This is a genomic window from Micromonospora sp. NPDC050980 (assembly GCF_040653835.1).
Classification (GTDB): Bacteria; Actinomycetota; Actinomycetes; order Mycobacteriales; family Micromonosporaceae; genus Micromonospora.
Genome location: NZ_JBFAGS010000033.1, coordinates 1 through 21,212, shown reverse-complemented (window position 1 = coordinate 21,212; position 21,212 = coordinate 1). Strand labels below are relative to the sequence as shown.

18 protein-coding genes are annotated in these 21,212 nt (G+C 73.1%); 14 read left to right on the top strand and 4 right to left on the bottom strand.

The annotated features are described in order from the left end of the window. Positions 1-102 precede the first annotated feature (102 nt). Complete coding sequence (locus AB0H28_RS28075) at positions 103-1,671, top strand: leucyl aminopeptidase (protein ID WP_358046454.1); 1,569 nt, start codon at positions 103-105, stop codon at positions 1,669-1,671. Positions 1,672-1,737: 66 nt separating this feature from the next. Here AB0H28_RS28075 and AB0H28_RS28070 read toward each other — a convergent pair whose 3' ends face one another. Next, positions 1,738-2,067, bottom strand: a complete 330-nt coding sequence (locus AB0H28_RS28070; protein WP_358046451.1) for a hypothetical protein — start codon at positions 2,065-2,067, stop codon at positions 1,738-1,740. Positions 2,068-2,244: 177 nt separating this feature from the next. On the opposite strand from AB0H28_RS28070, the gene lpdA reads away from it, so the two are divergent. The 6 genes from lpdA (at position 2,245) to AB0H28_RS28040 (ending at position 9,929) form a co-directional block, all read left to right on the top strand. After that, a complete protein-coding gene (gene lpdA / locus AB0H28_RS28065) occupies positions 2,245-3,636 on the top strand; it encodes a dihydrolipoyl dehydrogenase (RefSeq protein ID WP_358046448.1) in 1,392 nt (463 codons plus the stop codon). Positions 3,637-3,703: 67 nt separating this feature from the next. After that, on the top strand, positions 3,704-5,545 hold the full coding sequence (gene sucB / locus AB0H28_RS28060; protein ID WP_358046446.1) for a 2-oxoglutarate dehydrogenase, E2 component, dihydrolipoamide succinyltransferase: 1,842 nt from the start codon (positions 3,704-3,706) through the stop codon (positions 5,543-5,545). Between the two features lie 93 nt (positions 5,546-5,638). After that, positions 5,639-6,964, top strand: a complete 1,326-nt coding sequence (locus AB0H28_RS28055; RefSeq protein WP_358046443.1) for a low temperature requirement protein A — start codon at positions 5,639-5,641, stop codon at positions 6,962-6,964. 69 nt (positions 6,965-7,033) lie between these two features. Then, the gene (locus AB0H28_RS28050; RefSeq protein WP_358046440.1) at positions 7,034-7,912 is read left to right on the top strand and encodes an oxidoreductase; all 879 of its coding nucleotides are present in this window, start codon (positions 7,034-7,036) and stop codon (positions 7,910-7,912) included. 83 nt (positions 7,913-7,995) lie between these two features. Beyond that, positions 7,996-8,940: an LLM class flavin-dependent oxidoreductase gene (locus AB0H28_RS28045; protein ID WP_358046437.1), complete on the top strand. Its 945-nt coding sequence runs from the start codon at positions 7,996-7,998 to the stop codon at positions 8,938-8,940. An 89-nt stretch (positions 8,941-9,029) separates the two neighbouring features. Beyond that, complete coding sequence (locus AB0H28_RS28040) at positions 9,030-9,929, top strand: TIGR01777 family oxidoreductase (protein ID WP_358046435.1); 900 nt, start codon at positions 9,030-9,032, stop codon at positions 9,927-9,929. Positions 9,930-10,006: 77 nt separating this feature from the next. On the opposite strand, the gene AB0H28_RS28035 is transcribed toward AB0H28_RS28040, so the two are convergent. After that, positions 10,007-11,245: a PHB depolymerase family esterase gene (locus tag AB0H28_RS28035; RefSeq protein WP_358046433.1), complete on the bottom strand. Its 1,239-nt coding sequence runs from the start codon at positions 11,243-11,245 to the stop codon at positions 10,007-10,009. Positions 11,246-11,325: 80 nt separating this feature from the next. Here AB0H28_RS28035 and AB0H28_RS28030 point away from each other — a divergent pair, with 80 nt between their 5' ends. From AB0H28_RS28030 to AB0H28_RS28020, 3 genes are read left to right on the top strand one after another with little or no spacing between them, the layout of a single operon-like run. Continuing rightward, a complete protein-coding gene (locus tag AB0H28_RS28030) occupies positions 11,326-13,185 on the top strand; it encodes a DUF2079 domain-containing protein (RefSeq protein WP_358046430.1) in 1,860 nt (619 codons plus the stop codon). A gap of 52 nt (positions 13,186-13,237) precedes the next feature. Continuing rightward, on the top strand, positions 13,238-13,879 hold the full coding sequence (gene lipB / locus AB0H28_RS28025; protein ID WP_358046427.1) for a lipoyl(octanoyl) transferase LipB: 642 nt from the start codon (positions 13,238-13,240) through the stop codon (positions 13,877-13,879). A 4-nt stretch (positions 13,880-13,883) separates the two neighbouring features. Further along, a complete protein-coding gene (locus AB0H28_RS28020; protein WP_358046424.1) occupies positions 13,884-14,276 on the top strand; it encodes a VOC family protein in 393 nt (130 codons plus the stop codon). Between the two features lie 370 nt (positions 14,277-14,646). On the opposite strand, the gene aspS is transcribed toward AB0H28_RS28020, so the two are convergent. Beyond that, on the bottom strand, positions 14,647-15,933 hold the full coding sequence (gene aspS, locus AB0H28_RS28015; protein ID WP_358046483.1) for an aspartate--tRNA(Asn) ligase: 1,287 nt from the start codon (positions 15,931-15,933) through the stop codon (positions 14,647-14,649). Between the two features lie 411 nt (positions 15,934-16,344). On the opposite strand from aspS, the gene lipA reads away from it, so the two are divergent. From lipA to AB0H28_RS28000, 3 genes are all read left to right on the top strand, one after another. Then, complete coding sequence (lipA, locus tag AB0H28_RS28010; RefSeq protein WP_358046421.1) at positions 16,345-17,391, top strand: lipoyl synthase; 1,047 nt, start codon at positions 16,345-16,347, stop codon at positions 17,389-17,391. Between the two features lie 60 nt (positions 17,392-17,451). Next, the gene (locus AB0H28_RS28005; RefSeq protein ID WP_358046418.1) at positions 17,452-19,185 is read left to right on the top strand and encodes a DUF423 domain-containing protein; all 1,734 of its coding nucleotides are present in this window, start codon (positions 17,452-17,454) and stop codon (positions 19,183-19,185) included. A gap of 122 nt (positions 19,186-19,307) precedes the next feature. After that, positions 19,308-19,997, top strand: a complete 690-nt coding sequence (locus tag AB0H28_RS28000) for a DUF4191 domain-containing protein (RefSeq protein ID WP_358046414.1) — start codon at positions 19,308-19,310, stop codon at positions 19,995-19,997. 65 nt (positions 19,998-20,062) lie between these two features. Here AB0H28_RS28000 and AB0H28_RS27995 read toward each other — a convergent pair whose 3' ends face one another. Next, positions 20,063-20,440, bottom strand: coding sequence for an RDD family protein (locus AB0H28_RS27995; RefSeq protein ID WP_358046480.1), 378 nt, complete (start codon positions 20,438-20,440; stop codon positions 20,063-20,065). Positions 20,441-20,657: 217 nt separating this feature from the next. Between AB0H28_RS27995 and AB0H28_RS27990 the strand changes: the two genes are divergently transcribed. Continuing rightward, positions 20,658-21,212: glutamine synthetase beta-grasp domain-containing protein (locus AB0H28_RS27990; protein ID WP_358046411.1), on the top strand; the 555-nt coding region annotated here is incomplete at its 3' end.

Genomic DNA, 21,212 nt, shown 5'->3' with positions numbered 1-21,212 from the left:
CGGCGGGACAGCCACGCTTCCGGCGGGTAGGTTGCCGCCGGAGAGACCTTCATCGCCGGTACGCGACGACGCGGCCGGCCCGGCCCGCCCGGAGTAGCTTTCGTGACATCGCCCCGCACCACCCTCAGCCTGGTCGACACCGACCCCGCCGAACTCGCCGTCGACGCGATCGTGATCGGCGTGCACAGCCAGACCACCGACCCGGGCGACGGCGCACCCGCCGACGCCCTGCTCCTGGCCAGCGGCGCGGAGAGCATCGCCGCCGCGTTCGACGGAAAGCTGACCGAGACGCTGGCCCTGCTCGGCGCGACCGGCGCCCCCGGCGAGGTGATCAAGCTCGCCACGCTCGGCACGGTGACCGCCCCGGTGGTCCTCGCCGTCGGGCTCGGCGCGGAGCCCTCCGGTGCCGCTCCCGCGCCCGAGTCCCTACGACGGGCCGCCGGCGCGGCGGTGCGGGCGTTGGCCGGTGCGCCACGGGTCGCCCTCGCCCTGCCCCTGCCGGACGACGCCGACGCCCCGGCCGCGCTGCGCGCGGTCGCCGAGGGCGCGCTGCTGGGCGGCTACCGGTTCGCCGGCTACAAGACCAAGCCGCAGCCGACGCGGCGCGAGCCGGTGGCCGAGGTGCTGGTCGCGGTGCCGGATGCGGCCGACGCGACCGCGCGGGCCGAGGTCGACCGGGCGCAGGCGGTGGCCGGCGCGGTGCGGGCCGGCCGGGACTGGGTCAACGCCGCCCCGAACGAGCTGCGCCCGCCGGCGTTCGCCGACGCCGTGGCGACCGCCGCCCGGGACGCCGGCCTGGCGGTCGAGGTGCTCGACGAGGCGGCGCTGGCCGCCGGTGGCTACGGCGGCATCCTCGCCGTCGGCCAGGGCTCGGAGGCCCCGCCGCGGTTGGTGAAGCTCACCTACACGCCGGCCGGCGGCGGCAGCGGCAAGCGGGTCGCGCTGGTCGGCAAGGGCATCACGTTCGACACCGGCGGCATCTCGATCAAGCCGGCGCAGGGCATGTGGGAGATGAAGTCGGACATGGCCGGCGCGGCGGCGGTCGGCGCGACGATGCTGGCGGTGGCGGCGCTCAAGCCGTCGGTGACCGTCACCGGCTACCTGCCGATGGCGGAGAACATGCCGTCGGGCAGCAGCTACCGGCCGGGCGACGTGATCACCATGTACAGCGGCAAGAAGGTGGAGGTGCTCAACACCGACGCCGAGGGCCGGATGGTCCTGGCCGACGCCATCGCGCGGGCCTGCGAGGACGGTGCCGACTACCTGTTCGAGACCTCGACGCTGACCGGCGGTCAGGTGGTCGCGCTGGGCAAGCGGATCGCCGGCGTGATGGGCAGCCCGGAGCTGTGCGAGCGGGTCCGGGTCGCCGGCGACGCGACCGGCGAACCGGCCTGGCCGATGCCGCTGCCGGACGACGTGCGCAAGGGCATGGAGTCGGACGTCGCCGACATCAGCCAGGTCAACGCCGGCATGGACCGGGCCGGGCACATGCTCCAGGGCGGGGTCTTCCTGCGTGAGTTCGTCACCGACGACGTGGCGTGGGCGCACATCGACATCGCCGGCCCCGGCTACCACTCGGGCGAGGCCACCGGCTACTGGACCAAGGGCGGCACCGGCGTCCCGGTCCGCACCCTGCTCCACCTCGTCGACGACGTGGCCGCCAACGGCTGAGGTGTAAGGAGGGGCCCCCTGTTAACGCATTCCGCATAACAGGGGGCCCCTTTTAACATCCGCGGCTCAGAACAGCTCGGGGCGGCGCTTGCGGCGCTCGTTGTAGTCGCGCATGCGCTGGGGGTAGCCCATCAGGCGCACGTCGTAGATCGGGATGGCGGTCTTGTGGGCCCACCGCCGCGCGTCCTCCGGGCTGCCGACCCGCCGCCGGGTCCACTCGCCGTCGTCGGCGATCAGCATGACGGTGGTCTCGGTGACCGTCGTCCGCGGCTCCAGGAACGCCTCGACCCCGCGCCGGGTACGGACGAAGTTCTCAAGGTGGTCCAGATCGGCGCGATCGGCGGTGCGATCGCGGTTCACCGCAGCCACCCGCTTACGTCGTCGGAACAGCGCCACCGGACCCACTCCTCCCCCGGACATCATCGAAGACGATGCCAAGGGTACGGGTCGCCGACGTGTCGTTGGGCACCTCGGTACGCGCTCGGCCCCCGGTGGTGACAAGATGACCGAGGTGGGGTGTGCCTGTTACTCCGCCGTAACCCCCGATGCAGTGACGCGACCTGGGAGTTGGATGTGAGCGAGCCGAACGACACGACCTTCGACATCGTCATCCTCGGAGGTGGTAGCGGCGGCTACGCGGCGGCGCTGCGTGCCGCCCAGCTTGACCTCTCCGTCGCGCTCATCGAGAAGGGCAAGCTCGGCGGGACCTGCCTGCACAACGGCTGCATTCCCACCAAGGCGCTGCTGCACGCCGCCGAGATCGCCGACCAGACCCGCGAGTCGGAGCAGTTCGGCGTGAAGGCCGAGCTGGTGGGCATCGACATGGCCGCGGTCAACTCGTACAAGGACGGTGTGGTCTCCCGCCTCTACAAGGGCCTGCAGGGCCTGGTGGGCAGCGCCAAGAAGATCACCTTCGTGGCCGGCGCCGGCCGGCTCGTCGGCAAGAACGTCGTCGAGGTCGACGGCAAGCGCTACACCGGCCGCAACGTCGTGCTGGCCTCCGGCTCGTACGCGAAGAGCCTGCCCGGCCTGGAGGTCGACGGCGAGCGGATCATCACCAGCGACCACGCGCTCACCCTGGACCGCGTCCCGTCGTCGGCGATCGTGCTCGGCGGCGGCGTGATCGGCGTCGAGTTCGCCAGCGTCTGGAAGTCCTTCGGCGTCGACGTGACAATCGTCGAGGCGCTGCCCCGCCTGGTCGCCGCCGAGGACGAGGAGTCGTCGAAGGCGCTGGAGCGGGCGTTCCGCAAGCGGAAGATCAACTTCAAGGTGGGCAAGCCGTTCGAGAAGGTCGAGAAGACCGACAAGGGCGTCAAGCTGACCATCTCCGGCGGCGACACGGTCGAGGCCGAGCTGCTGCTGGTCGCCGTCGGTCGCGGCCCGAACACCGCCGACCTCGGCTACGAGGAGCAGGGCGTCAAGATGGACCGCGGCTACGTGCTGACCGACGAGCGGCTGCGCACCAGCGTGCCGAACGTCTACGCGGTCGGCGACATCGTGCCCGGCCTCCAGCTCGCGCACCGCGGCTTCCAGCAGGGCATCTTCGTCGCCGAGGAGATCGCCGGAAAGTCCCCCGCCGTGATCGACGAGGTCGGCATCCCGCGTGTCACCTACTCCGACCCGGAGCTGGCCTCGGTCGGGCTGACCGAGGCGAAGGCCAAGGAGCAGTACGGCGCCGACAAGGTCAAGACCTACAACTACAACCTGGGCGGCAACGGCAAGAGCCAGATCCTCAAGACCGCCGGCCACGTGAAGCTGGTGCGGGTGGACGACGGCCCGGTGGTCGGCGTGCACATGGTCGGCGCCCGGGTCGGCGAGCTGATCGGCGAGGCCCAGCTCATCTACAACTGGGAGGCCTACCCGGCCGAGGTGGCGCAGCTCGTGCACGCCCACCCGACCCAGAACGAGGCCCTGGGCGAGGCGCACCTGGCCCTGGCCGGCAAGCCGCTGCACGCGCACGCCTGACCACGACAACCGCGGCGTCCGGCGACGGGCGATGATCCCACCAGGGGAATGAAGGAGTCTGGAGAACATGCCGGTATCGGTCACCATGCCCCGGCTCGGCGAGAGCGTCACCGAGGGCACCGTCACGCGCTGGCTCAAGCAGGAGGGTGACACCGTCGAGGTCGACGAGCCCCTGCTGGAGGTGTCGACCGACAAGGTGGACACCGAGATCCCGTCGCCCGCGGCGGGCGTGCTGAGCCGGATCGTGGTCGGCGAGGACGAGACCGCCGAGGTGGGCAGCGAGCTGGCGGTCATCGCCGGTGAGGGCGAGGACGCCGGCAGCGCCCCCAAGGAGGAGGTGGAGCCGGCCACCGAGCCGACCGCCGCCGCCGAGGGCACCGGCCCCGAGCCGGAGCAGGCGGAGCAGGCCGCCGCCGAGCCCGACGCCGAGGCCGAGCAGCCGGCCGTCGAGGAGCCGGCCCAGCCCGCCGCGTCGTCGGGTGAGGGCACCCCGGTGACCATGCCGGCCCTGGGCGAGAGCGTCACCGAGGGTACGGTGACCCGCTGGCTCAAGCAGGTCGGCGAGACGGTCGAGGTGGACGAGCCGCTGCTGGAGGTCTCCACCGACAAGGTGGACACCGAGATCCCGTCGCCGGTCGCCGGCACGGTGCAGGAGATCAAGGTCGCCGAGGACGAGACCGCCGACGTCGGCGCCGTGCTGGCGATCGTCGGTGCCGCCGGTGGCGCCCCGGCCCAGCCGAAGCCCGAGGCCAAGCCGAAGCCCGAGCCGGAGGCGAAGCCCGAGCCCAAGGCCGAGGCGAAGCCGGAGCCCACGGTCGAGGAGCCGACCCCGGGCATGTCCTACAACGAGCCGGCCGCCGAGACGGAGCAGGCCGCGAAGCCGGCCGAGACCGAGCGGAAGGCCCAGCCGGCCGCGCCGGCCGCCGCGCCGCAGCGCCCGACCGCCCCGGCCCAGGGCGGCGGCGAGGAGGCCGCCGGCTACGTGACGCCGCTGGTCCGCAAGCTCGCCGCCGAGCACGGCGTCGAGCTGGGCTCGGTCAACGGCACCGGCGTGGGTGGCCGGATCCGCAAGCAGGACGTGCTGGAGGCGGCCGAGAAGGCGAAGGCCGCCCAGGCCCAGCCGGCCGCCGCCGCGCCCGCCGCTCAGGCACCGGCCCAGCCGGCCGCCAAGGCGCAGCCGAGCGCCAAGCGGGGCACCACGGAGAAACTGCCGCGGATCCGGGCGACCATCGCCAAGCGGATGCAGCAGTCGCTGCACGAGACGGCCCAGCTCACCACGGTCGTCGAGGTCGACGTCACAAAGGTCGCCAAGCTGCGGGGCCGGGCCAAGGAGTCGTTCCAGGCCAAGCACGGCGTGAAGCTGTCCTTCCTGCCGTTCTTCGCCCTGGCGGCGATCGAGGCGTTGCAGACCCACCCGATCATCCAGGCCAGCATGGACCTGGACGGCGGGACGATCACCTACCCGGCCGCCGAGCACCTCGGCATCGCGGTGGACACCGAGCGCGGCCTGCTCGTGCCGGTCATCCACAACGCCGGCGACCTGAACATGGGCGGCATCGCCAAGCGGATCGCCGACCTGGCCGAGCGCACCCGGGCCAACAAGATCACGCCGGACGAGATGGCCGGGGCGACGTTCACGCTCACCAACACCGGCAGCCGGGGCGCGCTCTTCGACACCCCGATCGTGCCGTCGCCGCAGTCGGCGATGCTCGGCACCGGTGCCGTGGTGAAGCGCCCGGTCGTGGTCAACGACCCGGAGCTGGGCGAGGTCATCGCGGTCCGGTCGATGGTCTACCTGGCCATGTCGTACGACCACCGGCTGATCGACGGCGCCGACGCCGCCCGCTTCCTGACCTCGGTCAAGGAGCGGCTGGAGGCTGGCAACTTCGAGGCCGAACTGGGCCTCTGACGCCTCAGGCACACCGAAGGGGTACGCGGCTCGGCCGCGTACCCCTTCGCCGTTTCCGGCCCGACGCGGACCGCGCGCTGACAGACTCGGCCGGTGGGCGGGTACGGGTGGCGGGGGCGCCTCGGGCCGGCGGTGCCGGTGGCCCCGGGCGCCCGGGTGGACCGGTTCGAGATCTTCTTCGACCTGGTCTTCGTCTTCTCGTTCTTCATCATCACCCGGGCCACCGCGCTCCAGGTGACCGGCGGCGCCCTGCTGCACGCCCTGCTGGTGCTCGCCGTGCTCTGGTGGTCGTGGGTGGTACACAGCGTGGTGGCCACCCGGGTCCGGCTCGGCGAGGGCTTCGTGCCGGTACTCATGACCGTCGGCATGGCCGCCCTGTTCACGTTCGCGCTGTCGCTGCCGAACGCGTTCCGCGACCCGCGCGGCAACGCCGCCGGCCCGATCGTCGCGGCGCTCAGCTACACCGTGCTGCGGCTGGTGCACCTGATGCTCTACCGGCACGTGGTGCGGGACAGCCCGAACGAGCGCCGGCAGTTGATCCGGTTCACCCCGGAGGTGGTCGGCAGCACCGCGCTGCTGCTGGTCGCCGCGCTGGTGCCACCGAAGATCGACGGCCTGTTCACCGCGGCGGTGGTCCGGGACTCGCTGTGGGCCGCGGTCGTGCTGCTCCAGTACGGCACCGGCATGATCGCCGGGACCTGGGGCTGGGGCGTCGCATCGGCCGAGCACTGGACCGAACGGTACGACCTCATCCTGATCATCGCGCTGGGCGAGTCGGTCATCTCGGTCGGCGTCGGCAGCAACCTGCTCGGGCAGCCGCCCACCTGGCCGGCCGTGGTGGCCGCAGTGCTCGGCATCTTCTTCACCGCCGCGCTCTGGTGGGCGCACTACGACCTGGTCGGGCCGTCCGCCCGGATCGCCCTGCACGCCGCCCGCGACGGGCCGCGGGTGGCGATGGCCCGGGACGCGTACGCGTACCTGTTCCTGCCGATGATCGCGGGCATCATCCTGTTCGCGCTCGGCGCCGAGATGATCGTGCACGACGTCGCCAATCCGGACGTGTCCCCGGCCGAGTCGGCGCACGGGCCGGCCGTACCGCTGCTCTTCGGCGGGGTGGCCTGCTATCTCTGCGGCAACATGCTGTTCCAGGCCCGGACGCTGCGCACGGTGAGCTGGACCCGGGTCGCGGCGGTGCTGCTGCTGGGCGCCGCGATCCCGCTCGCCGAGCGGGTGCCGGGCCTGGTCGCGATGACCATGCTCACCGCCGTCACGGTCGGTATGGTGGCGGCCGAGGTGATCGTCTTCGACGAGGGCCGGCGGGCGTTGCGCAAACTGGTCTTCGAGGAACGGACCAGCCACGAGACGCACGAGGCGGCCTGGCGGGCGCGCTGGCACGAGCAGCCGGACGAGGGCGAGTGAACCGTTCGGCAGGTGTCTCCGTGGAACCACTCGGCCCACAATCGGGCCTTCGAGAGGAACGGGGAACGCATGACCATCGACACCGTCTCCGCCGGCGCGGCCGGCACCTGGCAGCTCGGCTCCCGGACCGTCAACCGGATCGGCCTCGGCGCGATGCGGCTGACCGCGAACGCCGACGGCACACCCAGCGACCGGGAGCGGGCCGTCGCGGTGCTGCGCCGCGCCGTCGAGCTGGGCGTCAACCACATCGACACGGCGGCGTTCTACTTCTCGCCGCTGCGCTCGGCGAACGAGCTGATCAATCGGGCGCTGTCGCCGTACCCGGATGATCTGGTCATCGTCACCAAGGTCGGGCCGGGCCGGGACCCGTCCGGCGGGTGGCTGCCGATGGCCCGGCCGGAGCAGTTGCGCGGCCAGGTCGAGGAGAACCTGCGCCAGCTCGGCCGCGACCACCTCGACGTGGTCAACCTGCGGGTCTATGGCGCGGAGCCGTTGGCCGAGCATTTCGGTGCGCTCGCCGAGCTTGTCGACGCCGGGCTGATCCGGCACCTCGGTGTCTCCGCGGTCCGCCCGCACCAGGTCGCCGAGGCCCGGACCATCGCCCCGGTGGTCTGCGTGCAGAACTCGTACGGCCTCGGCTACCGCCGCAGCAACGACGAGCTGATCCGGGACTGCGCCGCGCACGGCGCCGCGTTCGTGCCGTTCTTCTCGATCGTGACCAGCGGACGGGAGGCCGGGGCGACCGGCGAGGAACACCCGGAGGTGCTCGCGGTGGCAGGCGAGCACGGCGTCTCCGCAGCGCAGGTCCGGCTGGCCTGGACGCTGAGCCGGGGCCCGAACGTGCTCGCCATCCCCGGCACCGGCGACCCGGCGCACCTGGAGCAGAACGTCGCCGCCGCCGCGCTGCGCCTCTCCCCCGCCGACCTGGCCCGCCTCGACGCGGTCTGAGGTGTCAGCGGGGCCCCGCCTTACCCTTCGGCCCTCGGCAGAAGGGGTGGGTGGGAAGCGGGGTGGGGTCGGAGACTGGGCCGATGGCGATCTTCTCCGTACAGGCCCGGGCCACCGACGCGGCGAGCTGGGCCGAGCTGGCCCGCACCGTCGAGGCCGCCGGCTTCGACGCGCTCCACGCGGCCGACCACCCGGGTTCCGGCCCGTCCCCGTTCGTGGCGCTCGCCGCCGCCGCGGCGGTGACCGGCACGCTGGGCCTCGGCTCGTACGTGTCCAACGCCGGCGTCCGGGAGCCGCTTCTGCTCGCCTCCGACGTGGCCACTCTGGACGTGGTCTCCGGCGGGCGGGCGCGGCTCGGCGTGGGTGCCGGGCACACCCCGGGCGAGTGGCGGGCCGTCGGGCGCGAGCGCCCGGACGTCGCCGGCCGGGTCCGCCGCTGCGTCGCGGTGGCCGAGGCGGTACGCGCACTGCTGGCCGGTGACGAGGTCACCGTGGACACGCCGGACCTGGCCGCGTTCGCCGCCCGCCTGGACGAACCGCGGCCGGTCCAGGACCGGATCCCGCTCACCGTGGGCACCGCCAACTCGACGCTGCTGCGCTGGGCCGGAGCGCACGCCGACGTGGTCGGCCTGACCGGCTTCGGGCGTACCCTGCCGGACGGTCACCGGCACGAGGCCCGCTGGCGGGAGGACCAGATCGAGGCGCAGCTCGCCCACGTGACGGCCGGCGCGGCCGGCCGGTCCACGCCGTCGGCCCTGGAGGCGCTGGTCCAGCACTTCGCCGTCACCGACGACGCCGGGGCCACCGCGGCGCCGGCCGCCGCCCGCCTCGGACTCACCGTCGCCGAACTCCTGGCCACCCCGTTCGCGCTGATCGGCACCGCCGACGAGATCGGCACGGCGGTCGCCGCGCACGAGCGCCGCTGGGGCGTCACCCGCTTCGTGGTACGCGCCGACGCCGTCGGCGCGCTCGCGCCGCTCCTGCCCCGGCTGGCCGGAAACGGGTCGACGTCGAGCGCACTCGACTGACCTTCGGTCGGCGCAGAGATCCCGTGCGTGACGAGTGAGCGATTTCGCTCCACGCATCCGAATCCCGTCCGGTATCCGAAGATGGGAACATGCGGATCCTCATGGCCGGCGTGTCCGGCTTCCTCGGCACCCGACTGGTCGACCGGCTCACCGCCGACGGGCACCAGGTCACCCGCCTGGTCCGCCGCCCGCCGCGTGGCCCGGACGAGCGGCAGTGGAATCCCGCCGCCGCGCAGCTCGACCCGCAGGTGGTCGCGGACGCCGACGCGGTGGTGAACCTGGCCGGCGCCGGGGTGGGCGACAAGCGCTGGACCGACGACTACAAGAAGCTGATCCGGACCAGCCGGGTGGACAGCACCACCACGCTCGCCATCACGATCGCCGGCCTGCCCGCCACGGACCGGCCGGCGGCGTTGCTGAACTCCTCCGCGGTCGGCTGGTACGGCAACACCGGGGACCGGACGGTGGAGGAGGACGCGCCGGCCGGCGAGGGGTTCCTCGCCGACGTCTGCCGGGTCTGGGAGGCGGCGACCCGCCCGGCGGAGGACGCCGGGGTACGCGTGGTGCGGCTGCGCACCGGGCTGCCGCTGCACCGCGACGGCGGCCTGCTCAAGCCGCAGTTGCTGCCGTTCCGGCTCGGCGTCGGCGGCAAGCTGGGCAACGGCCGGCAGTGGCTGCCGTGGATCTCGATGCGCGACTGGCTGGACGCGGTGGCCTTCCTGCTGGCCCGCGACGACGTGGCCGGCCCGGTCAACGTGGTCGGCCCGGCGCCGGTCACGAACGCCGAGTTCACCCGCGAGCTGGCCCGCCAGCTCCACCGGCCGGCGATCATGCCGATCCCGGCGTTGGCGTTGAAGGTGGCCCTCGGCGGGTTCGCGCAGGAGGCGCTCACCAGCACCCGGGTGCTGCCCGGCGTGCTCGACCGGGCCGGCTTCACCTGGACCCACCCGGCCCTGCCGGGCGCGCTGCGCGCCGCCCTCACCGGCTGAGGGCGGCGCGAGCGGCAGGTGTTAAGCGGGGCCCCCTGCTCTACCGGAGGCGTTAACCGGGGGCCCCTCCTTGCACGTCAGCAGCCGATGACCCAGTAGTTGGGGGCGGTTTGCTTCAGCGCGGTGGTGTAGAACGTGTTGTAGAGGCCCATCCGCTGGCCGCTGCCCCGCGCGTAGGCGTACCCGCCGGACTGGTAGGCCCGACCGGCCACGACGTGCGCGTAGTTGCTCGCCGTGACGCAGACCGGCGCGGTGGTCGGGGTGGGCGTGGGTGCGCCCGTCGGAGTCGGCGACGGGGTCGCGGTCGCCGTCGGGGTCGGGGTCGGGTTGGGCGTGGCGCCGCCGTTCAGCCCGAAGAAGAGCGCGTCGCGGTACGTCGAGCAGATGGTGTCCAGGAAGTACGCCCCGGCGGTGCCGCACTGGTCCGCGGCCGAGCCCGGGTCGACCGGGGTGCCGTGGCCCATCCCGGAGACCCGGTAGAGGCGGACCTGGTCGTTGCCGTAGACGTCCAGGCTGGTGCCGGCCGGCAGCGACGAGGTGCTGGTCGGGCTCTGCGACACGCCGAGCACGTTGGTCCACTGGTCGCGCGACTCGGTCGCGTTCGCCACGTTTACCGTGTAGTCGCTGGTGCCGTGCCAGATCGCCACCCGGGGCCGCTTGCCGGAGTAGCCGGGGTACGCGTTGCGGACCAGGTCGCCCCACTGCGCCGGCGTCTTGTCCACCCCCGGGTTCATGCAGCTGTACGCGCTGGTGGTGCTGGTGGCGCAGCGGTACGGGAGGCCGGCGATGATCGAGCCGGCGGCGAACACGTCCGGGTAGGTGGCGAGCATGACCGCGCTCATCGCGGCGCCTGCGGACAGGCCGCTGACGTAGACGCGGCCGGCGGCGGTGCCGTAGTTCGTCTTCGCGTAGTCGACCATCTGCTTGATCGACAGCGCCTCGCCCTGGCCCCGGGCGGTGTCGCCGGTCTGGAACCAGTTGAAGCAGGAGGTGGAGTTGTTGCCGGACGGCTGCTGCGGCACGATCAGCGCGAACTTCCACTGGTCGGCGTACTTCTGCCAGCCGGAGTTGGTGAAGTAGGTCGAGGCGTTCTGGGTGCAGCCGTGCAGCAGCACCACGGCGGGCGCGTTGCCGGGCAGGCCGTCCGGACGGTAGGCGTACATGGTCAGGTTGCCCGGGTTGGAGCCGAACCCGCTGACCTGGGTCAGCGAGGCGGCCTGCGCGGGCAGGGCGGCGACCAGGACGCCGGCCGCGGCGAGCACGACCCCGGCCGCCGCCCCGGCGAGGCGGGTGATGAGGGATGAGGAGCGGGACACGGGGACCTCCCGATCATGGAATGTGAACTGAGTCACTCTCCGAGTTGCCGAGACGTTACGGCCGTGTTTCATCGACGGGAATGGCTGTCGGTCACACATTCACCGTCCGGGCGGTGTGCCCGGGTCCGGTTGGTAACGTCCGCTGCGTGCCGTCCTCCCCGTTCCCGGTCACCCGCGACCGGCGCGCCGACCTGCTGGTGACGCTCGCGGCCGTGACGCTGGCGCTCTGGGTGACCAGCGGGATGTGGCGGGACCCGAGCACCCGGACGATCACCGTCAACTCCAGCGACCAGGCGCTGTTCGAATGGCTGCTGGCCTTCGGCGGGCACGCGCTCAGCCACGGCGAGAACCCGCTCTTCACGCACCTGATCAACGTCCCGGACGGGGTGAACCTCGCGGTCAACACCTCGATCACCGTGTACGCGGCGGTCTTCGCGCCGCTGACGTACCTGATCGGGCCACCGGCGACGTTCCTGGTGATCCTGACGCTCAACCTGGCCGCGACCGCGGTGGCCTGGTACTGGCTGCTCAGCCGGCACCTGGTCGGCAGCCGGCTGGCCGCCGGCGTGGGTGCGCTGTTCATCGCCTACTGCCCGGCCATGGTGTCGCACGCCAACGCGCACCTGAACTGGACCGCCGGCTGGCTGGTGCCACTGCTGATCTGGGGCGTGTTCCGGCTGCGCCGGCCCGGCCGCGCGGTCACCGGCGGGATCCTGCTCGGCCTGCTGGTGGCGGTCGCGTTCTCGATCGCCGCCGAGGGCCTCTTCTTCACCGCCCTGGCGCTCGCGGCGTTCCTGCTGGTCTGGGCGCTGCACCCGGCCCGCCGGGCGGAGGTGCGGGCGGCCCTCCCGCGGGTGCTCGCCGGGCTCGGGATGACCGCGCTGGTGGCCGGCGTGCTGCTGGCGTACCCGCTCTGGCTGCACTTCGCCGGGCCGCAACGGTTCCACGGCACCGGCTTCGACCCGCTGATCCACTCCGAGGACATCGCCGCCTATTTGTCGTACCCGCGCCGGTCGCTCGCCGGCTGGGCCGGTTTCGGCACCTCGCTGGCGCCCAACCCGACGGAGGAGAACTCGTTCTTCGGCGTCCCGCTGCTGCTGCTCGCGGTCGCCTGCTTCGCGCTGCTCTGGCGACGCGCCGACCGGGCGTTCCGGGCCACCCTGCTCGCGCTCGGCGTGACCGCCGTGGTCTTCGCGGTGCTCTCCTGGGGGCCGACGGCCAGGTGGAACGGCCGGCGCACCGACCAACTGCTGCCGTTCGGGGTGCTGGACAACCTGCCGGTGATCAACGCGGCGCTGCCGTCCCGGCTGGCCCTGGTCGTCGCGCCGGTCATCGGCCTGCTGCTGGCGTACGCGATCGACACGCTGCGGGCCCGGCCGCCCCGACGGCGGGTGGTGGGCGCGGCCTGGGTGGTCGGCTTCGCCGCCGCGCTGCTGCCGCTGCTGCCCACGCCGCTGCTCACCAGCGTCCGCGAGCCGATCCCGGCGTTCATCACCAGCGGTGCCTGGACGCGCTACGTCCCACCCGACGGGGTGCTCACGCCGCTGCCGCTCACCGTCGACGTCTACCCGGACGGGCAGCGCTGGCAGGCGTACGCGCTGGCCCACCGGCAGGGTGAGTTCCGCATCCCGGCCGGCTTCTTCCTCGGCCCGGGCGGGCCGGACGGCCGGGGCCGGATCGGCCCGGTGCCGCGCACCTTCGACAGCCTGATGGACCAGGCCGGGCGCACCGGGCTGGTGCCGATCATCACCGAGGGCAGCATCGAGGAGTCGCGGGCCGACCTGCGCTACTGGGGGGTGCGGGCGGTGGTGCTGGCCGACCGGGTGCACGGCGCCAAGTACGACGTCGACGAGGAGGCGTTGCGCCGCACCGCGACCGCCCTGCTCGGCCCGCCCGAGCGGGTCGAGGACGTCTGGCTGTGGCGGGTGCCGGCGGCGTGACGCGACGAGCGTCACCGGTGGGCGGCCCGGCCGGCGGGACTACGCTGGGCGGGTGAGCGTGACGACTTCCGGACCGACCGCCGTACGCGCCGGCCGGCTCGACTACCGGGCCGCCTGGGACGAGCAGCGCCGGCTGCACGAGGCAGTGGTGGCCGGCGAGCAGGACGACACGGTGCTGCTCCTGGAGCATCCGAGCGTCTACACCGCCGGCAAGCGGACCGAGCCGTGGGACCGGCCGACGGACGGCACCCCGGTGGTGGACGTGGACCGCGGCGGCAAGATCACCTGGCACGGCCCGGGGCAACTGGTCGGCTACCCGATCGTCCGCCTGCCCGACCCGGTCGACGTGGTGGCGTACGTCCGGCGCACCGAGCAACTGCTGATCGACGTCTGCGCCGAGTTCGGGCTGACCGCCGGTCGGGTCGAGGGGCGCAGCGGCGTGTGGGCGCCGGCGGACGACCGGGGCCCGGCGCGCAAGGTGGCCGCCATCGGCATCCGGGTCGCCCGTGGCGTGACGCTGCACGGCTTCTCCGTCAACTGCGACTGCGACCTGGGCTTCTTCGACCGGATCGTGCCCTGCGGCATCCGCGACGCCGGGGTCACCTCGCTCACCGCCGAGCTGGGCCGGCCGATCACGGTCGCCGACGTGCTGCCCGTGGTGGAGCGCCACCTGCCCACCCTTACCCGGGTCTGACGCGGTGCGGCTCGACCTGGTCACCCTCGTCGTGGCCGAGTACGACCCGGCCGTCGCCTTCTTCACCGAGGTTCTCGGCTTCGAACTGGCCGAGGACACGCCGTCGCTGACCAACGACGGCCGGCCCAAGCGGTGGGTGGTGGTCCGCCCGCCAGGCGGCGGCACCGGGCTGCTGCTGGCCCGCGCCGACGGCGAGCACCAGGCCGCGGCGGTCGGCGACCAGACGCACGGCCGGGTCGGCTTCTTCCTCCAGGTCGACCACTTCGACGCCACGTACCACCGGATGGTCGCGGCCGGCGTCGAGTTCGTCCGCCCACCCCGCACCGAGCCGTACGGCCGAGTCGCGGTCTTCCGGGACATCGCCGGCAACGCCTGGGACCTGCTCGGCCCGGCCTGACCCTCCGTCCCCGCCCGTCCCCGCACCCACCACGCTCACTGAGCGTGGCTGTCAGCCCGCTCCCACCGTCACCCCGCCGCCGCCTTTGCTCTGCAGCCGCATACGCAGCGGGCACCCTGCGTCGACCGCTGCGCCCGTGGCTGCAGAGCAAAGGCAGCCAGCACCTCACCCTTGCCCCCTCGGACGTCCCTGCTCACCACCCTTGGCGTGAAGGTAGGCGGGAATCCCACCGAGGCCGCCTCCTCACCGACCGTGAGCATCCGGTCGCAGGAGTCCTCATCACTCTCCGTACACGATCCCGTCCGGGTGCTGGCCTGCCAGCCCGGCGAACGGGACGGCAGGCCAGCGGAGCGGGGACCGCCGGATCGGGTCAGGGCGTGAGGCGGTGCCTGTCGCGCGGGAACGCGGTCACCTCCCGGACGTTCGCCGCGCCGGTCAACCGGGCCACGAACCGCTCCAGGCCGATCGCGAAGCCGCCGTGCGGCGGCATCCCGTGTCGGAACGCAACCACATACCCGGCGTACGGCTCCACCGGCTCGCCCCGCGCCGCCAACGCGGCCAGGTAGTCGGCGTGCCGGTGCAGCCGCTGCCCGCCGGTGACCAGCTCCATCCCCCGGAACAGCAGGTCAAAGCCGTTGGAGTACGCCGGGCGGGCCGGGTCCGGGTGGGTGTAGAAGGGCCGCTTCGCCATCGGGTAGCCGGTCACGAACAGGAAGTCCGAGCCGTGCTCGCGCAGCGCCCACTCCCCCAGCGTCCGCTCGTGCGCAGGCGCCAGGTCGGGTTCGTCGGCCGGCGCACCGGCGAGCGTCAACGCGTCGGTGAAGTGCACCGCCGGGATCTCGGCGGGCACCTCCGGCACGGCCACGCCGAGCGTGTCGAGCGCACCGCCGGCCCGGTCCACGACGCTCGCGAGCATCCCGGCCAGGGTGTCCCGCAGCACGGTCATCACGTCCCGGTGGTCGGTCACGAAGCCCAGCTCGACGTCGAGCGAGGTGTACTGGGCCAGGTGCCGGACCGTGTCGTGCGGCTCGGCGCGGAACACCGGCCCCACCTCGTACACCCGCTCGAAGACGCCCACCATGAGCTGCTTGTAGAACTGCGGCGACTGGGCCAGGTAGGCCGGCCGGCCGAACCAGTCGAGCGCGAACACGTTCGCCCCGCTCTCGGTGGACGAGGCGACCACCTTCGGCGTGTGCACCTCGACGAAGCGCTGCCGGTCGAGCGTGGCGCGGAAGCCGGCCACCGCCGCCGCCGAGATCCGCAGCGCGGCGGAGCGGGTCGGGTGGCGCAACGCGGTCGGCGCGTGGTCGAGCTGGGTGGGCAGGCTCGCGGTGAGCACCGGCCGGTACAGGTCGAACGGCGGCGGCACGGCGGGCGGGCCGAGCGGTCGTACCGTCGGCTCGACGACCTCGACCCCGGCGGGCGCGGCGGGGTTCGCGACCACGGTGCCGACCACCTCGACGACGGTCTCCTCGCCGATCGCCTCGACCTGCGCACGCACGTCGGGCGCGGCGACCACCACCTGGGCGAGCCCGGTGGCGTCCCGGACGATCAGGAACGCCACCGACTTGAGCAGCCGGCGGCGGTGCACCCAGCCGGCGAGCCGGACGCTCGCGCCGATGTGGGCGGGGAGTCGGTGGGACAGGATGCGTTGCACGATGGCGACCTCCTTGATCAATCGCAACGCGATCCCCAGGGAGGTGTGGGCGAGCGGGATCCTCGCGGTGCCACCACACCTTCGCCGCCGCCGGAGCGGGGGCCTCGTTCGTCGCCTTTTCACCGGGGCCAGCCGGGCGGGCTCTACTGGGCGCGGGTGTTAACAGGGGGCCCCGCCTCTACCGGAGGCGTTAATCGGGGGCCCTTCCTTGCACGCCGTTCTTCCCGCAGCTCGGGAGGGTCTTCGCGGGCCGGCGCCAGACCGCCTCGCAGCACTTCGGCGGCTCTCTGGGCTGGCGGTTCGGTCCGCTACTCGGCTCCGTCGCAGCTCTGCCGGCACGCTAGCACCACCGCCGCCGGAATGTGACGAGGTTTTTTGGCCGCTCGTGTCCGGTGTCACAAGAATTCAGGGGTGACGGCGGTCGCCCGACGTTCATCGACCGCCGCCGACCGGCGTAGGCTCGATTTCGTGACGATCGAGCAAACCGCGCCGACGACTGAGCAGCCAGCGCGCACCGCGACCGTCGCCCCGGAGGGGCGGCGGATGCTGCGGATCGAAGCGCGCAACGCCGAGACGCCGATCGAGCGCAAACCACCGTGGATCAAGGTCAAGGCCAAGATGGGCCCGGAATACACCCAACTGCGCGGGCTCGTCTCGCGCGAGGGTCTGCACACCGTGTGCCAGGAGGCCGGCTGCCCCAACATCTACGAGTGCTGGGAGGACCGCGAGGCCACCTTCCTCATCGGCGGCGACCAGTGCACCCGGCGCTGCGACTTCTGCCAGATCGACACGGGCAAGCCGGCCGAGTTCGACGCCGACGAGCCGCGCCGGGTCGCCGAGTCGGTCGCCGCGATGGGCCTGCGCTACGCCACCATCACCGGGGTGGCCCGCGACGACCTGCCCGACGGCGGCGCCTGGCTCTACGCCGAGACGGTCCGGCAGATCCACGCCCTGCGGTCCGGTTGCGGCGTCGAGCTGCTGATCCCCGACTTCAACGCGGTGCCCGAGCAGCTCGCCGAGGTCTTCGGCGCGCGACCCGAGGTGCTGGCGCACAACGTGGAGACCGTGCCGCGCATCTTCAAGCGGATCCGCCCGGCGTTCCGCTACGAGCGCTCGCTCGACGTGATCCGCCAGGCCCGCGCCGACGGCCTGGTCACCAAGAGCAACCTCATCCTCGGCATGGGCGAGGAGCGCGCCGAGGTCTCCCAGGCGCTGCGCGACCTGCACTCCGCCGGCTGCGAGCTGATCACCATCACGCAATACCTGCGCCCCTCCCCCCGGCACCACCCGGTCACCCGCTGGGTCAAGCCGGAGGAGTTCGTCGAGCTGCGCGAGGAGGCCGAGGAGATCGGCTTCGCCGGCGTGATGAGCGGCCCGCTGGTCCGCTCGTCCTACCGCGCCGGCCGCCTCTACCAGCAGGCGCTCGCCGCCCGCGAAGACGTCACCGTCGCCGGCTGAGCCCGGCGTCCGACCGCGTCACCCGCCACCGGCCACCCGCCGGATGCCATGATCGCAGGCATGACCGCCGGGGTACGCCAGGAGCCACGCGGGGCCGACCGCCCGCCCACCTCCCGGCGTGACCGGCTGCCGGCGCTGCTCGCCCTGCTGCTCGGGTCGGCCGGGGTCGGTTACCGGTTGGCGCTCCTGTTCGCCGACGCGCCGCCCAGCAACAGCGACGAGGCCACGATGGGGCTGGCCGCCCTGCACATCGCCCGGGGTGACGACTTCCCGGTCTGGTTCTACGGCCAGGCGTACATGGGCACGCTGGAGGCGTACCTGGCCGCGCCGCTGGTCGCGCTCGCCGGGCCGTCCGTGCTCGTGCTGCGGCTGCCCACCCTGGCGCTGTACGCGCTGTTCCTGCTGCTGTCCTGGCGGCTCACCCGCCGGCTCGGCGGCGACCGCTGGTACGCCCTGCTGGTCGTCGCCGTGCTCGCGCTCGGTTCCGACCGGGTGGTGAAGAACCAGCTCATCGCCGGCGGCGGCTATCCCGAGCTGAATCCGGCCGGGGCGGCGCTGGCGCTGCTCACTGTCGGGTTGTGCGGCGGCGGGCCGGGGGCGCGGCTGCCCCGCTGGGCGGCCTGGGGGCTGGTCGCCGGGGTGTTGCTCTGGGTCGACCCGCTGATCCTGCCGTACGTGCTGACGCTCGGCGCGCTCCTGGTGGCGTGGCGACGGCGGGAACTGGCCGGCCGGGCCGGGGGGGCGCTCGCCGCCGCGCTGCTGCTGGGCGTCGCCCCGATGGTGCTGGACAGTCTCCGGCACGGGCGTGACCCACTCACCGCGGTGCTGTCGGCCAGCGGCTCCGGCCCGGCGGCGAGTTGGGCCGAGCGGTGGCACGGTGGTCTGGTCGTCGGCCCGCCGCTGGCAATGGGCTTCTGCTCGCCGGGCCACTGCGCTCCCTGGCAGCTCTGGTGGGCGCCGGTCTTCCTCGTCCTGCTGCTGCTCGCGGCGGTCACCGCCGGGCGCACCCTGCGCCGCGTCCCGCCGTCATCGGCCGGCGAGCGGGTGCCGGCCGGCGAGCGGGTTTCGGCGGGAGTGCGGTTGGCACTGCTCGCCGGCGCGGCGGCGGTGCTGGCCGGGTACGCGTCGAGCAACGCGGCCGGGCGCACGCCGTTGGAGAGCGGTCGCTATCTGTCCTGCCTGGCGGTCGCCGTTCCCGCTCTGCTCTGGCCGCTGTGGCAGGCCGTCCGCCCGCTGGCCGCCCACCTCACCCGCCGGCCCGGCCGGCGAGGCCCGCTCGATCCCGACCGCCGGCGCCAGCTCGGTGAGGTGGCGGTATCGGACCGGCTCGGACACCCCCACCTCGGCGAGGCGGGGTCGGTCGGGAGCGTGGTGGTCGGTGTCGGGGCGGTCGCGGTGCTCGCCGGGGTGCTCGGCACCAGCGCCGGCGCCACCGTGGCGGCGATCCGGGCCGCGCCGGCCGCGCACGCCGAGGCGGACCGGCACCGGCTGCTCGTCGACGCCCTCGGCGACCTCGGCGTCCGGCACGCCCGGGGCGGCTACTGGACCTGCAACCGGATCGCCTTCGCCAGCGGCGAGGACACCGTGTGCGCGGTGGTCGACGACGAGTTGCGCCCCGGCCTCGACCGGCTGCCGGGGTATCGGCGGGCGGTCGCCGCGGACCCGGACGCCGCGTGGGTGGCCCCGGACGGCTCGCCGCTGGCCGCCCGGCTGGATCGGCAGCTCGGCGCCGAACCGGGCGCTCTGCGCGTCATCACGACCCCCGGCTGGCGGATCTATCTGCCCCGCCGCTGAACCGGGACGGCCGCCGGGTCGACGTGCCCGGGGTGGGGCGGCGCGGCGGGGTCCGCCCGGCCCGCTGCGGAACGGGTGGCCACGGATCAACCGGCCGTGCGTCGACCACTAGACTCTGCGGCATGGCAAAGCCCCAGGAGAAGGTCTCGTTCGGCCAGCGGCTGAAGCAGATCGGGATGGTGTTCAAGTTCACCGCCAAGCAGGACAAGTGGTTCGCGCCGCTGGCCGCGGCGGCGGTGCTGATCCCGCTCGCGCTCACCGTGGTCGCGGTGCTCGCCTGGGGCTGGATCTGGCTGCCGATCGGCATCCTGCTCGCCCTGCTCGCCCTGCTGATCGTGCTCAACCTGCGCTCCAACAAGGCGATGATGAACGCCGCCGAGGGGCAGCCCGGGGCGGCGGCGCAGATCATGGAGAGCATGCGCGGCGACTGGCGGGTCACCCCGGCGGTCAGCTCGACCACCCAGATGGACATGGTCCACCTGGTGCTGGGCCGCGCCGGCGTGATCCTGCTGGCCGAGGGGAACCCGCAGCGCGTGCGGGGCCTGCTCGGCCAGGAGAAGCGTCGGCTGGCCAAGGTGATCGGCACGGCCCCGCTGCACGACTACGTGATCGGTTCCGGCGAGGGCGAGCTGCCGGTCCGCAAGCTGCGGATGACCGTGATGCGGCTGCCGCGCACCCTCTCCCCGAAGGACGTGAACGCCCTCGACAAGCGGCTCAAGGCGTTGACCGCGCGACCGCAGATGCCCAAGGGCGCGGTGCCCAAGAACATGCGGCCACCGCGGGGCGCGTTCCGGCAGACGCGGGGGCGCTGACTCCCGGCGTACGCGGAAGAAGGAGCCGGTCCCCCGCGGAGCCGGCTCCTTTGCCGTCGGGTGGATCAGCGGCGGGGCGCGTCGGTGACGACCGCGCCGGTGAGCCGGTCGTGCAGGCCGCGCCGGTGCTGATCCATGATCAGGGCGGGGACGACGAGGGCCAGCAGGAGTCCGCGCAGCAGCCCGCGGGCCACCCCGATCCGGCCGCCGTCGACCCAGGCCACGCAGCGCAGCCGGGTCAGGTACATGCCGGGGGTCTGGGCGAAGAGGCCGAGAAAGAAACCGTACTCGATGATCAGCACCAGGACCGGCGGCCAGCCGTCGCGGACGGGATCGGCGAAGGACCGGGCGACCATCAGGCACAGCACCCAGTCGATGAGCAACGCGCCGAAGCGGCGGCCGAGGCCGGGGGGCGTGAAGGTGGGGTCGGTGGCGGGTGGCACCGGCGCGGCGGCGGTATCGGTCACAGCGGCCAGGGTAGCGCCGCCTCGGCACCCATCGAAAAATCCGACAATATCCGCAATAGCTAACACACGGTACGGGCGATGACGCTCCGCTAGCGACGTAACACGGCGGAAACAGAGGAGACACGGCCGGGCAACCGCCCGGCCATAGCGTCGCCACCAGACAGCGACCGGAGTGGACCTGCCAGGAGGACGTGTGTTCGCCAATCCCGAGGAACTCCTGCGTTACCTCAAGAACGAGGACGTGAAGTTCGTCGACGTACGTTTCTGTGACCTGCCCGGCGTGATGCAGCACTTCAACCTGCCGGTGGAGTCCTTCGACGACAGCGTCTTCACCGACGGCCTCGCCTTCGACGGCTCGTCGATCCGCGGCTTCCAGGCCATCCACGAGTCGGACATGCTCCTGCTCCCGGACGTCGCCACCGCGTTCGTGGACCCGTTCCGGGCGCAGAAGACGCTCGCGCTGAACTTCTTCATCCACGACCCGTTCACCCGCGAGGCATACTCGCGCGACCCGCGCAACGTGGCCAAGAAGGCCGAGGCATACCTCGCCGCCAGCGGGATCGCCGACACCGCCTACTTCGGCCCGGAGGCGGAGTTCTACATCTTCGACTCGATCCGCCACGAGACCTCCGCCAACCAGGCGTTCTACTACATCGACTCGATCGAGGGCGCGTGGAACACCGGCCGCGAGGAAGAGGGCGGCAACCGCGGCTACAAGACCGCCTACAAGGGCGGCTACTTCCCCGTC

What these genes read in the sequence shown, in the direction of transcription:
- AB0H28_RS28005 (WP_358046418.1), top strand. Translation starts at nt 17,452, where the DNA reads ATGACCGCCGGGGTACGCCAGGAGCCACGCGGGGCCGACCGCCCGCCC.
- AB0H28_RS28045 (WP_358046437.1), top strand. Translation starts at nt 7,996, where the DNA reads ATGGCGATCTTCTCCGTACAGGCCCGGGCCACCGACGCGGCGAGCTGG.
- AB0H28_RS28050 (WP_358046440.1), top strand. Translation starts at nt 7,034, where the DNA reads ATGACCATCGACACCGTCTCCGCCGGCGCGGCCGGCACCTGGCAGCTC.
- AB0H28_RS28030 (WP_358046430.1), top strand. Translation starts at nt 11,326, where the DNA reads ATGGCTGTCGGTCACACATTCACCGTCCGGGCGGTGTGCCCGGGTCCG.
- AB0H28_RS28040 (WP_358046435.1), top strand. Translation starts at nt 9,030, where the DNA reads ATGCGGATCCTCATGGCCGGCGTGTCCGGCTTCCTCGGCACCCGACTG.
- sucB (WP_358046446.1), top strand. Translation starts at nt 3,704, where the DNA reads ATGCCGGTATCGGTCACCATGCCCCGGCTCGGCGAGAGCGTCACCGAG.
- AB0H28_RS28000 (WP_358046414.1), top strand. Translation starts at nt 19,308, where the DNA reads ATGGCAAAGCCCCAGGAGAAGGTCTCGTTCGGCCAGCGGCTGAAGCAG.